At 71.5% G+C, this 12553-nt stretch carries 10 protein-coding genes; 5 read left to right on the forward strand and 5 right to left on the reverse strand.

Going from position 1 to position 12553, the window contains the following annotated elements; all coding sequences use genetic code 11:
• Positions 1 to 179 precede the first annotated feature (179 nt).
• The 4 genes from JJJ15_RS13525 (at position 180) to JJJ15_RS09965 (ending at position 4204) form a co-directional block, all read left to right on the forward strand.
• Entirely contained in the window at positions 180 to 773 is a 594-nt protein-coding gene (locus JJJ15_RS13525; RefSeq protein ID WP_200510629.1) for a zinc transporter, read from the forward strand.
• 570 nt (positions 774 to 1343) lie between these two features.
• Entirely contained in the window at positions 1344 to 1541 is a 198-nt protein-coding gene (locus tag JJJ15_RS09955; protein WP_129591618.1) for a hypothetical protein, read from the forward strand.
• Positions 1542 to 1862: 321 nt separating this feature from the next.
• A complete protein-coding gene (ftsY, locus tag JJJ15_RS09960) occupies positions 1863 to 3041 on the forward strand; it encodes a signal recognition particle-docking protein FtsY (protein ID WP_200510630.1) in 1179 nt (392 codons plus the stop codon).
• A 311-nt stretch (positions 3042 to 3352) separates the two neighbouring features.
• Positions 3353 to 4204, forward strand: coding sequence for a DUF4097 family beta strand repeat-containing protein (locus JJJ15_RS09965; RefSeq protein ID WP_200510631.1), 852 nt, complete (start codon positions 3353 to 3355; stop codon positions 4202 to 4204).
• An 84-nt stretch (positions 4205 to 4288) separates the two neighbouring features.
• Here JJJ15_RS09965 and JJJ15_RS09970 read toward each other — a convergent pair whose 3' ends face one another.
• Genes JJJ15_RS09970 through JJJ15_RS09985 form a run of 4 tightly spaced genes read right to left on the reverse strand, consistent with a single transcriptional unit; the run spans position 4289 to position 7924 of the window.
• A complete protein-coding gene (locus JJJ15_RS09970) occupies positions 4289 to 4900 on the reverse strand; it encodes a response regulator transcription factor (RefSeq protein WP_200510632.1) in 612 nt (203 codons plus the stop codon).
• The gene (locus tag JJJ15_RS09975; protein WP_200510633.1) at positions 4897 to 6060 is read right to left on the reverse strand and encodes a sensor histidine kinase; all 1164 of its coding nucleotides are present in this window, start codon (positions 6058 to 6060) and stop codon (positions 4897 to 4899) included. The genes JJJ15_RS09970 and JJJ15_RS09975 overlap by 4 nt, the downstream gene beginning before the upstream one ends.
• A 14-nt stretch (positions 6061 to 6074) precedes the next feature.
• Complete coding sequence (locus JJJ15_RS09980; protein ID WP_246742014.1) at positions 6075 to 6929, reverse strand: ABC transporter permease; 855 nt, start codon at positions 6927 to 6929, stop codon at positions 6075 to 6077.
• A gap of 11 nt (positions 6930 to 6940) precedes the next feature.
• The gene (locus JJJ15_RS09985; RefSeq protein ID WP_200510634.1) at positions 6941 to 7924 is read right to left on the reverse strand and encodes an ABC transporter ATP-binding protein; all 984 of its coding nucleotides are present in this window, start codon (positions 7922 to 7924) and stop codon (positions 6941 to 6943) included.
• A 247-nt stretch (positions 7925 to 8171) separates the two neighbouring features.
• On the opposite strand from JJJ15_RS09985, the gene ffh reads away from it, so the two are divergent.
• Positions 8172 to 9815, forward strand: coding sequence for a signal recognition particle protein (ffh, locus tag JJJ15_RS09990; RefSeq protein WP_106110508.1), 1644 nt, complete (start codon positions 8172 to 8174; stop codon positions 9813 to 9815).
• Positions 9816 to 10301: 486 nt separating this feature from the next.
• Here the strand turns inward: ffh and glgB are convergent, their stop codons facing one another.
• The gene (glgB, locus tag JJJ15_RS09995) at positions 10302 to 12524 is read right to left on the reverse strand and encodes a 1,4-alpha-glucan branching protein GlgB (RefSeq protein WP_200510635.1); all 2223 of its coding nucleotides are present in this window, start codon (positions 12522 to 12524) and stop codon (positions 10302 to 10304) included.
• Positions 12525 to 12553 lie beyond the last annotated feature (29 nt).

A 12553-nucleotide genomic window follows, 5' to 3' on the forward strand; every position in this document is an offset into this window, starting at 1 on the left:
TCACCCCCGTCGCCAACTCGGATGAGAGCAGCGGTAACCGTAACTTCAGTAGTCAGGGAGGTGGGAGTACCATTACGGTTATTGGTGATCAGTATGAGCGTCTGGATCCGGCTGCGGGTGCGGGTCCGGGCTCGTCTGGTGGTTCTGGGTCGGGTTCGTCTGGTGGGTCGTCGGGTGACGTGGTGGTGTCGTTCTCGGTGTCGAAGCCGGGCAAGACCCCGCTGGTGTGCGTGGCCTACGCGCCGGACCCCAACCACCTGTTCTGCAGGCCCTACGAGCCCGAGGAGCCCGAGGAGCCCGCCCCGGCGGTGGTGCCGGTGGTGGTCTCGGCCAGGGACGTGGCCTCCCTGATGGTGGACGGGTCGGGCATCACCCGCCAGCCCCCTGGTACCACGGCCCGGGTGGACATGGACCTCATCGCCTACACCGACCCCTCCACCCGCTCCCTGTCCACCACCGTGGCCGGGGTGGCCGTGGAGGTCGAGGCCACCCCCACCTCCTACCACTGGGACTGGGGCGACACCACCACCACGACCACCACCAGCCCCGGCGCCCCCTGGCCCCACCAGACCCTGACCCACCGCTACCACCACCCCCAGACCGGCGTCCACCTCACCCTGACCACCACCTGGACCGCCCGCTACCGCCCCCAGGACGGAACCTGGCACGACGTCCAAGGCACCGTCACAACCACCCAGGTATCCGACACCTTCAACCTAGTAGACACCACAACACACCTCACCGACCACGCAGAACACAAACAAGGACACTAAAACCCAACACACACCACCACGCGCATCAAACACCATCTGGGATAAGCGCCGAGCTGGGCCCCCAGCATGACGCACCACCCCCACACACAATAAGTACCGTTCTCACGGCCAACAAGTACCGTTCTCACGAGAGGGTGCGAGGCGCAGAAGGGGCATGCGGCCGGGCCGGGTTGGGGCTATTGGCGCACTCTTCCTGCCCGGGGTGTTCTGCTGGGGGCAGCATCGATACGGTCCGGGTAACCTCAATACGTTCCGAACGACATCGGGCTGCTAGTCGCAGGTGGTCTACGCCACGGTGGGGCACTGGTTGCCGTATGGGCGGCTGTCGTCGGAGTCCTCGTCGGCAGACGGTGCGCCTGTGACTCGTGTTTCCCGAGTGGTTCTTGTGATTTGCGTGACATAACTCGTGCGGACTGAGCCTGAGCGCGCTTCCGCAAGGCCGCACCGGACGGCGTTTACGCAGGTCAAAGCGGATTGTGTCAAACGTGTGCCATAGATCGCCGAGCACGTGCTGGACACTCGGCCACAACCTCTTGAAACCAGGGGAGGGGCGGGGTCCACAATGGGGGCGTGACAATGATCGTGCCTCTCCTGGTCGTCCTGTTCTCCGCCTTGTTCATTCTGGCCCTGATCGTCTCCGAGCGCTTCCCCCCGCACACCTGGCGCGGGTACCTGCACGAGCTGGTGGCCGAGGTCACGGAAAGGCCCGAACCTGTCACCATCGTCCCCCAGGACGCCCGGCTGGAGGACATCCTGGCCGGACGCTGACCGGGAGCCGGGACCGCGACCGGTCCTGACGACGTCGGCCCGGTCAGGCCGCAGCCCTCTCATACCAGAGCCCGTGCGGGGCGGGACGACCTTCTGGGCTACCAGGGGTCGCAGCCTGCCACCAGATCCCACATGGGTCAGGGTGATCCTGGGAACCAGCTGTGAGCACCCCCGTTCTCACGAGCAATAAGTACCGTTCTCACGACGAACAAGTACCGTTCTCGCGAGCAATAAGTACCGTTCTCGCGGAGGAGGGGGTGGGTGGTCGATCGGGACGGATGACCCCGGACACACCCCGCCGGTATCGGGCATGATGAGGCCATGGACCCCATCCTCATCGTTCTCGCCGTCCTGGCTGTCCTCGCCGTCGTCGGTGGCCTGTGGTACTACGCGGGGCACCGTTCGGGCGGACAGCTCCCGCCCGAGGTCACCGCCCACACCCCTACCAGCGCCCAGGACGTCCTGCCCGCCGACCGGGAGCCTGACGCCGGTGAGCCGTCCGAGCCCGCCGCGCCGACCCAGGAACCCGTCGGGACCCTGGAGCGCCCCGAGTCCATCCCCGGGCGCATGCAGCGCCTGCGCGCGCGCCTGGCCGGATCCGGCGGGTTCGGGCGGGCCGTCCTGGCGGTCCTGTCGCGCGGCGACCTCACCGAGGCCGACTGGGAGGAGATCGAGGACACCCTCCTGACCTCCGACCTGGGGATCGAGGTGACCACCGGCCTCATGGACGACCTGCGCACCCAGGCCAAGGTCCTGGCCACCTCCGACCCAGCCGCCATCCGCGCCGTCCTGCGCGACGAGCTCGTGCGCCTGGTGGACCCCACCATGGACCGCTCCCTCAACCTGGTCCGCCCCGAGCCCGCCGACGGCGCCGACCCCGCCGCGGGCCGTCCCGCCGCCGCTGTGCTCATGGTGGGGGTCAACGGCACCGGCAAGACCACCACCTGCGGCAAGCTCGCCCGGGTCCTGGTGGCCCAGGACAAGACCGTGATCATGGGCGCCGCCGACACCTTCCGGGCCGCCGCCGCCGACCAGCTGACCACCTGGGGCCAGCGCGTGGGCGTCACCGTGGTGCGCTCCGAGCGTGAGGGCGCTGACCCCGCCTCCGTGGCCTACGACGCCGTGCGCGCCGCCGCAGCCGAGGACGTGGACGTGGTGCTCGTGGACACCGCCGGGCGCCTGCAGAACAAGGCCGGCCTCATGGACGAGCTGGGCAAGATCAAGCGGGTCATGGGCAAGGTCGCGCCCGTGGGCGAGGTCCTCCTGGTCCTGGACGCCACCACCGGCCAGAACGGCATGCGCCAGGCGCAGGTGTTCTCCCAGGCCGTGGGCATTACCGGCATTGTGCTGACCAAGATGGACGGTACCGCCAAGGGCGGCATTGTGGTCACCGTCCAGAAGGAGCTGGGCGTGCCGGTCAAGCTCGTCGGGCTCGGCGAGGGGGCCGACGACCTGGCCCCCTTCGACCCCGAGGGGTTCGTGGACGCCCTCCTGGCCTGAGCGACCGCGAGCGCCAGGTCCTCCCTGCTCGCAGGGCTGCGGCGACACTTTCTGGGCGGCGCCAGGTCCTCCCTGCTCGCAGGGGCGCTTGGCAGGCCGTCGCAGGGGCTCTCCCTGCCCGTGGCCTCCTACGGCGCTCACTAATCCGCAGTGGGCACTAATCCGCGGCGGGCACCGATTCACGGCGCGCACTAATCCGCGGCGGGCACTGAGAAGTACGCCGTCTTCGTTAGACTTGGCCTGACCGCCGAGGAGCACAGCGACCGCCGCCTGCTGGCCCTGGCCTACGCTGCCGGCGGGAGGAGGTACCCATGACCACGACCCCCACAGGCCCCGCCGACCCCACGGCGCCCGCGCAGGTACCTGTGCGCAGGTACTCCCCGCTGACGAGCGTCCCGGTCGTCGTCGGGGTACTCGTCCTCCTGACCGCCCTGGTCACGGCGGGACTGGCCGCCCACCTCACCTCCCGGGCGCGCGACTACGACCCGGTGAGCGTCAGCGCGGAGGGGACCACGGCCCTGGATCTCGACGGCGCCTCGGGGGACGTGAGCGTCTCCTGCGGCGGCCCCACGGACTTCGTCATGACGCAGCACAGGGTCAGGAGGCCGTGGCACATGGAGCGCCAGGGGAGCGTGCTGAGGGTCTGGCGCGAGTCCGGTGGCCTGTTCAGCGTCGGGTGGCTGGGCGGCGGTGCGGAGAAGGTCACCCTGACCGTCCCGGAGTCGTTGTGCCACCAGTCCCTCGACGCGACCCTGCGCATTGGCTCCGGGAACCTGCGTGTCAGCGCCGGCTTTAAGGACGTAACCGCCGACGTGGGCTCCGGGAACCTTAACCTGAGCGGTCTGGCGGACTCCGTGGCCGCCGACGTGGGCTCCGGGAGCGTCGGCATGGACATTGACGGCGCCGACCGGGCCAGCGTGAGGGTGGGCTCCGGGGAGCTGTACGCCTGGTTCACGCAGGTTCCCGGGACGCTGAGCGTCGACGTCGGCTCGGGCGAGGCCAGGCTCAGCCTGCCCACCGGCCGCTACGCGCTCACCCAGGACGTGGGCTCCGGGGAGCTGGACAACCGTCTGGCCGACGACGCCCAGGGGGCTGCGGGGCGGCTGGACGTCTCCGTCGGATCGGGCAGCGTCACCCTGGTTAACGCGGCCAGCGACGGCTGAACCGCGCCGGTGGGGCCAGCCGGTGAGCCAGCGGCGCCGGGCGGCAGCCGACACGAGATCCCCCGGCGTCCCGGCGGCCCGGGCCTAGGTGAGGATCCAGCCCCGTTCGGCGGCAATGTGGACCGCGGCCGCGCGGGTCGGGGCCCCGGTCTTGGCCATGGCCTGTGAGAGGTGGTTGCGGGTGGTGCCCTCGGTCAGGTGGACCCGGCGCGCCACCTCGGCGACCGTGGCGCCGTCGGCGGCCGCCTGCAGCACCTCGGTCTCCCGGGCCGTCAGGGGGGAGTCGCCCAGGACCAGGGAGTCCGCGGCCAGGGCGGGGTCGATGACGCGCAGCCCGGCGTGCACCCGCCGCACCGACTCGGCCAGCTCGGAGGCCGGGGCGTCCTTGACCACGAAGCCGTGGGCGCCGGACTGGATGGCGCGGCGCAGGAAGCCGGGGCGGCCGAAGGTGGTGACAACGAGGACCCGGGTCCCGGGCAGCCGTCTGAGCAGCTGAGCGGTGGCGCTCAGCCCGTCGGTCCCGGGCATGTCGACGTCCATGAGGACCACGTCGGGCCGGTGCTCCAGGGCGGCGGGCAGGACGTCGTCGCCGGAGCCCACCTGCACCACGACCTCGATGTCCCGCTCCAGGGCCAGGAGCGCGGCGAGGGCCCCTCGGACCATGGCCTGGTCGTCGGCCAGCATGACACGGATCATGGGGCCTCCCCCGCGGCGTCGCCCGGTGGGGTGGCGGGCAGGGCGGGCCGGCGGTGGGCGGTGACCCGCAGGAGCGTCCCCGTGCCGCCCGGCCCGGGGCCCACGGCCAGCTCGGCGTCATTGGTCTCGCAGCGGTGGCGCAGGCCCTCCAGGCCGTGGCCGTCCGTGGGCCCGCCCGGCCCCACGCCGTCGTCGACCACCTCAATGGCGTCGGCGGCCAGGCGCACCCGGCAGCGGGTGGCGTGGGCGTGGCGCACCACGTTGGTGACCCCCTCGCGCACCACCCAGGCGAAGAGCTCCTGCAGCTCGGGGCTGACGACGTCAGTGGTGACCGGGAGGTGGGCGCGCACCCCGGCGGCGTCGAGGGTGGTGGCGGCGCGGGCCAGCTCACCGGCCAGGCTCAGCTCCCGGTAGTTGTTGACGGTGGCGCGCACGTCGGCCAGCGCGGTGCGCGCCAGGGACTGGACGTCGTCGATCTCCTGCCTGGCCTGGGCGGGGGCGGCCTCCACCAGCCTGCCGGCGAGCTCGCTCTTGAGGGCGATGACGGTCAGGGAGTGCCCCAGGACGTCGTGCAGGTCACGGGCCATGCGGTTGCGCTCCTCATTGATCCCCAGCTCGTGGTTGCGCCGCTCCAGCAGGCGGGTCTGCCGCCTCTGCTCCATATTGCGTCGGGCGAGTACGCAGGCGGTGCCCCCGCCGAGCGTGGGCAGGGCCGCCTCACCCGCCTCCCTCCAGGACGGGCAGGTGCGTGCGGCCAGGAGGAGGAGCGCGCACAGGGCCACGGTCACCGGCGTGGACGCCTGCCAGGGCAGGGCGAAGGCGGCGGTCACCACCAGGAGGACCACCATCTGGGTCTCGGAGGCGCCGAGCAGTGCCACGGTCCCGGCGGTGGCGGACGTGCCTGCGGCCAGCGCCCAGGCGCCGAGGCGGTCAGGCAGGTGCCTGCCGCGGGCGACCAGGTCGAAGCTGCGGAACCAGGCGGTGGTCAGGCCCGCGCAGGCCGCCACGGCGCACCCGGCCCCCACCACGCCGAGCCTGCCCTGGGCGAGCCCGGTGCGCACCACGGGCACGGTGACGGCCGCCCACACCACCGCCCAGGCCCACCTCAGGACCAGGTGGAGGCGTATCGGGGCGCCGTCGTGCCTGGGTAGGGTGGTCATGAGCGGATCGTAGGTCATACCCGGCCGGTGTCACGGCTCATACGCCACGCGGCCCCGCCCAGGAAGACGGCCAGCCAGGCGACGGCGTTGACCACCCACCACCAGGAGAAGCCCTCCGTCCCCAGGGGCCACAGGGCCAGCCTGTGCAGCCTGTACACGGGGGTGAGGCTGCCGACGCGGTCCAGGAGCGAGCCCGGGGTCAGGGGGACGAACATGCCGCCGAGGAAGGCGAGCAGGGCCATGAGCCCGCCCACGAGCTGCGTGGCGTTGTCCGAGGACAGGACGTAGCCCACGAACAGGCCGAAGGCCACGAAGACCAGTGACCCGACCCACACAATGAGCGCCGAGGCGGCCCAGGCCCCGGCCGGCATCCGGGCGTGGCGCAGGACCCCGACGGCGTAGACGCCCGCGATCACGACCATGCTGACGAGCATGCCCACCGCGGCCTTGGTCAGGACGTAGCACACGGGGCGCAGGGGCGTCAGGCGCAGCTGGCGGCTCCACCCGCTGGCCCGCTCGGTGCTCACCGCCGCCCCGGCGCCTGTGGTGGTCATGAGGGCCCCGAACAGGGCCATGCCGATCGTCAGGTAGGACGCCACGTTGCCGCTCCCGTAGGCCTGGGTGCCGTCCTGGGAGGTGGTGAACATGAGGAGGAAGACGACCGGCATGGCCAAGGAGAAGATCATGGCCCGTCGGTTGCGCAGGTGCCTGCGGATCTCCAGGCCCAGGAGGGTCAGGTTCAGGGCGCCGAGGCGTGGCGTCCTGCGGGAGGCGGCCCCCATCTGGCGGGTCACCCGGTCGGGGGAGCCCGTGTCGGCGGGCAGGACGACGGTGCGGGGGGTGCGGGGGATGTTGCTCGTGCTGCTCATGGTGGTGCTCCTCAGGCGGGCCGGGTGGGCTGTGGGCGGGCTGACGGGGACGGTGAGGCGTCGTCGCCGGTCAGGGCGATAAAGGCGTCCTCCAGGCCCCGGCTGGTGATCTCCAGGTCCCTGGCGAGGCGTCCGCTCAGCAGGACCGCGGCGACGGCGTCGGTGTCCTGGGAGGCGAGGGTGAGGCTGTCACCCAGGATCTCCACGTCGTGGGCGTCCGTGCCCGCCAGCGCGCGACGCACCCGGTCGGTACCGGCGGTCAGGGTGGCCCGCAGGGTCCTGCCGCTCACCGAGGCGCGGACCTGCGCGGTGGTGCCGTCGGCCACGACCCGCCCGTGGCTGACCAGGACAATGCGGTCGGCGAAGGCGTCGGCCTCCTCCAAATAGTGTGTGGCGAAGATCACTGTTCGCCCGTTCTCGGCGTCGGCGTGGACGGCCTCCCAGAAGCTGCGGCGGCCCTCGACGTCCATCCCGGTGGTGGGCTCGTCCAGGACCAGCAGCGCCGGGTCGCCCGCCAGCGCCATGGCGAAGCGCAGCCGCTGCTGCTGCCCGCCCGAGCACCTGCTGACTGTCCGTGAGGCAATGTCCTGCACGCCGGCGCGACGCATGACCTCCTCGACGTCGGCGTGCCGGGGGAAGAAGGTCGTGACCAGGGTCACCGTCTCGCGCACGGTGATGTCGGGCAGGAGCCCGCCGGTCTGCATGACGGCGGAGACCAGGCCGCGGTCCACGGCCTGGCGCGGCGTCATCCCGAAGACGCGCACCTGGCCGCTGGTGGGACGTCCCAGTCCCAGGATCATGTCAACGGTGGTGGTCTTGCCTGCTCCGTTGGGTCCCAGGAGGGCCAGCACCTCGCCGGGACGGATTCGCAGGTCGATGCCGGCCACGGCCTCAAGGGCGCCGAAGGACCGGTGGACGCCGCTCAGGTGGACGGCGTCCGGGAGTCTGGCCTGGTCCGGGTCCGTCGGGGCGGACCATGGTGTCGTCGTGCTCATGGTCGGAGCCTGGCGCGGGTCGGGCCGCCGTCCCTAGCCCATCGGTCACTACCTGACCATGACAAACGTCAGGGGGCGGGCGGGTGGGAGCGGGTCCGGGGCTGGCGGGGCCGGCGCGGGCCAGCCGGGCAGGTATCCGGCAGACCGGGCAGTCCCGCTATCCTGGGGCCAGAACCTGCGGCCCTCCGCCGCGCCCGCGCGCCCCCGCGGTGTGTGGGACCACCTACCAGCACCACGAGGACCTCACGTGTTCGGCAACCTCTCCGATCGACTTACCGCCTCCTTCAACTCCCTGCGTGGCAAGGGCAGGCTCACGGAGGCGGACATTGACGCCACCGTCACCGAGATCCGCCGCGCCCTGCTGGAGGCCGATGTCGCCCTGCCGGTGGTGCGCTCCTTTACCGCGGCCGTGCGCGAGAAGGCCAAGGACGTGGCCCGCTCCCAGGCCCTCAACCCGGCCCAGCAGGTCGTGAAGATCGTCAACGACGAGCTCGTCGAGGTCCTGGGCGGGGACTCCCGCGAGATCAACTGGGCCCCCCACGGCCCCACCGTCATTATGCTCGCCGGCCTCCAGGGCGCCGGCAAGACCACCCTGGCCGGCAAGCTGGGACGCTGGCTGCGCGACCAGGGCAAGCGCGTCCTGCTGGTGGCCTCCGACCTCCAGCGCCCCAACGCCGTCACCCAGCTGAGCGTGGTGGCCGGGCGCGCCGGGGTGCAGGTGTGGGCGCCCGAGCCCGGCAACGGCGTGGGCGACCCGGTCGCCGTGGCCCGCTCCGGCGTCGAGCACGCCCGGGCCAGCGGCTACGACGTGGTCGTGGTGGACACCGCCGGGCGCCTGGGCGTGGACGCCGAGATGATGGACCAGGCCGTCCGCATCCGCGACGCCGTGTCCCCCCACGAGATCCTCTTCGTCCTGGACGCCATGGTCGGCCAGGACGCCGTCAACACCTCGGTGGCCTTCCGCGACGGCGTGGGCTTCACCGGCGTGGTCCTCTCCAAGCTCGACGGCGACGCCCGGGGTGGTGCGGCCCTGTCGGTGCGCGGGGTCACCGGCGCCCCGGTCCTGTTCTCCTCCACCGGCGAGGGCCTGGGTGACTTCGAGCGCTTCCACCCCGACCGCATGGCCAGCCGCATCCTGGACATGGGGGACCTGCTGACCCTCATTGAGCAGGCCGAGCGGACCATGAACCAGAAGGAGGCCGAGGACGCCGCCGCCAAGCTCGCCCAGGGCACCTTCACCCTGGACGACTTCCTGAGCCAGCTGCGCCAGATCCGCAAGCTGGGCTCCATGAAGAAGCTCCTGGGCATGATGCCCGGCATGGGTCAGATGCGTGAGGCGCTGGAGGCCTTTGACGAGCGCGAGGTGGATCGTATTGAGGCGATCGTGTGCTCAATGACCCCCGCCGAGCGGGCCGACCTGTCCATTCTCAACGGCTCGCGCCGCAGCCGTATCGCCAAGGGCTCGGGGACCACCGTGCAGGCCGTCAACAACCTGGTGGAGCGGTTCGTGGCCGCCAAGAAGATGATGGAGGCCATGGCCGCGGGCGGCGGGGGCCTGGGGGCGGGCATGCCCGGGATGGGCTCCCTGCCCGGCGCTGGCAGGCGCGCCGGGGCCCGCCAGGCCCCCAAGGCCAAGCGGGGCAAGGGCGGTAAGAAGGGACGCAGCGGCAACCCCGCCAAGGCCGCCCGCCAGGCCCAGGAGGCGGCACGCAGGCGATCGGCCGGGGGCGACGACGCACCGGCCCCTGCCCAGGGGGCCTCCTTCGGGCTGGGGGGCGGCGCCTCCGCCGGAGGCTACGGGATTATGCCCAGCACCGAGCGCACCCCGGCCCAGGAGGCCGACCCCAGGGCCGCCCTCCCTGAGGACCTGCGCCGTCGCCTCGGGCTGTAGGCGCGCGACCTGCTGCGGGCTGCTCTCACTGGGCCCCGCTCCCGTAAGGGGCCAGGCCGCTCTCGGCGAGGCTAGCCCTTACCCCACCGGGGTCTGTCCTGGTCCGGGCGGGCCATGAGGACAGGCCGGTGCGGGCCCGAGGCGGGTGCGGGGATCGTGCAGACCGTGCAAGGCCCCGCGGGCTGTCGGCACGGCCTCTGGACAGTGCTGGTCGGGACCGTCCTGGTAGCACCGCGGGTGCCGTCCGTTCTCACGACGAACAAGTACCGTTCTCACGACGAACAAGTACCGTTCTCGCGAGCAATAAGTACCGTTCTCGCGGAAAGGGGGTGCCCCCGCCGCGGTGGCGGGGGCACCCCCTTGGCTGCCGGGACGGCCCTCAGGCCCTCGACCACAGCCCGGGTGCCGGGATATTAGCCCAGGTACCAGGTCTCACAGCCCGGGTGCCGGGATACTAGCCCGGCGTGGGCCCGCTGCTGAGGCTCCTCAGTCGCGGGTCGGGCGCAGGAAGACCGCGCCCATGGGGGGGACCCGCAGGCGCACCGAGGCCGGGCGGCCGTTCCACGGCAGCTCCTCGGCCTCCACGTGCCCGAGGTTGCCCACCCCGGAGCCGCCGTACTCCTCGGAGTCGGTGTTGAGGATCTCGTCCCAGCCACCGGCGAAGGGCAGGCCCACCCGGTAGCCCTCGTGCGGGGTCCCGGCGAAGTTCACCACGCAGACCAGCAGGTCGTTGTGGCCGTCGGCACCGGTGCCCTTACGCAGGTAGGAGATGACGTTGTGGTCGCCGTCGCCGGCCTCGATCCACTCGAACCCCCGGTGGGAGAAGTCGTCCGCCCACAGCGCGGGGGAGTCCTTGTACAGGGCGTTGAGGTCGCTCACCAGGTGCAGCAGGCCCTGGTGGCCCGGGTCGTCCAGGATCCACCAGTCCAGGGAGTTGTCGGCGTTCCACTCCGAGCCCTGGCCGAACTCCTGGCCCATGAACAGCAGCTGCTTACCGGGGTGGGACCACTGGTAGGCGTACAGGGCGCGCAGGCCCGCCAGCTCCTGCCAGGCGTCGCCGGGCATCTTGGACAGCAGGGAGCCCTTGCCGTGGACCACCTCATCGTGGCTCAGCGGCAGCACGAACTGCTCGGAGAAGGCGTAGACCAGGGAGAACGTCAGCTCCCCGTGATGGTAGCGCCGGTTGATCGGCTCCTCGGCCAGGTAGCGCAGGGTGTCGTTCATCCAGCCCATGTTCCACTTCAGGCCGAAGCCCAGCCCGCCGTACTCGGTGGGGGCGGTGACGCCGGGCCAGGCCGTGGACTCCTCGGCGGCCATGACGATACCGGGGTTCTTGCGGTAGGCGGTGGCGGTGGCCTCCTGGAGGAAGCTAATGGCCTCCAGGTGCTCACGGCCCCCGTACTGGTTGGGGTGCCACTGGCCCTCCTGGCGCGAGTAGTCCAGGTAGAGCATGGAGGCCACGGCGTCCACGCGCAGGCCGTCGGCGTGGAACTCCTCCAGCCAGTACAGGGCGTTGGCCACCAGGAAGTTACGCACCTCGTTGCGCCCGAAGTTGAACACGTAGGTGCCCCAGTCGGGGTGCTCCCCGCGCTGGGGGTCGGGGTCCTCGTACAGGGCCGTGCCGTCGAAGCGGGCCAGGGCCCACTCGTCCTTGGGGAAGTGGGCCGGCACCCAGTCCAGGATGACGCCGATGCCGGCCTGGTGGAGCTGGTCCACCAGGTACCTGAAGTCGTCCGGCGTGCCGAACCGGGCGGTGGGGGCGTAGTAGCCGCTGACCTGGTAGCCCCAGGAGCCCCCGAAGGGGTGCTCGGCCACCGGCAGGAACTCCACGTGGGTGAAGCCCGTCTCCTTAATGTAGGGCACCAGCTCCTCGGCCAGGCCCCGGTAGCCCAGGCCCTGGCGCCAGGAGCCCACGTGCACCTCGTAGATGCTCATGGGGCCCGAGTGCGGGTCACGGTGCTTGCGGGCCTCCATCCAGGCCTCGTCACCCCACTCGTGGGTGGCCTCGGTGACCACCGAGGCGGTGGCCGGGGGGACCTCCGTGGCGCGCGCCATGGGGTCGGCCTTCTGGTGCCAGCTGCCGTCCTGGAAGCAGATCTCGAACTTGTAGCGGGCCCCCACCCCCACGCCGGGGACGAACAGCTCCCACACCCCGGAGGAGCCCAGGGAGCGCATGGCGGTGGCCGTGCCGTCCCAGTAATTGAAGTCCCCGACCACGCGCACGGCCCGGGCGTTGGGCGCCCAGACGGCGAAGGCGGTGCCCTCCACCTCGCCCATGGGGCCCGGGTAGCGCTTGAGGTGCGCCCCCAGGACGTTCCACAGGTCCTCGTGGCGGCCCTCGGAGATGAGGTAGATGTCCATCTCGCCCAGGGTCGGCAGGTAGCGGTAGGGGTCGTCGACCGTGGTGGTGTCCTCGCCGTAGGTCACGGCCAGGCGGTAGTCCGGGATCTCGGTGCCCGGCAGGACCGCGACCCAGATGCCGTCCTGCTCGTGGGTGGCCGGGTAGCTGCCCTCGGTAGTGAGGACAGTCACGTTGTCGGCCAGGTGGTGCACAGTGCGGATGGTGATGCCGTCGGTGCCGACGTGGGCGCCGAGGACCTCGTGCGGGTTGTAGTAGCGCGCGTAGGCGACGTCCGCGAGAACCCAGGGGTCCACGTGGATGGGGGCCGGCGCGGTGCGGGCGGGGTCGGGGCTGGTGACGTCTGTCATGTTCTCACTCTCCCATGAGTGGGCTCTGG

This window comes from Actinomyces sp. HMT897, assembly GCF_016626125.1.
Taxonomy (GTDB): Bacteria; Actinomycetota; Actinomycetes; order Actinomycetales; family Actinomycetaceae; genus Actinomyces.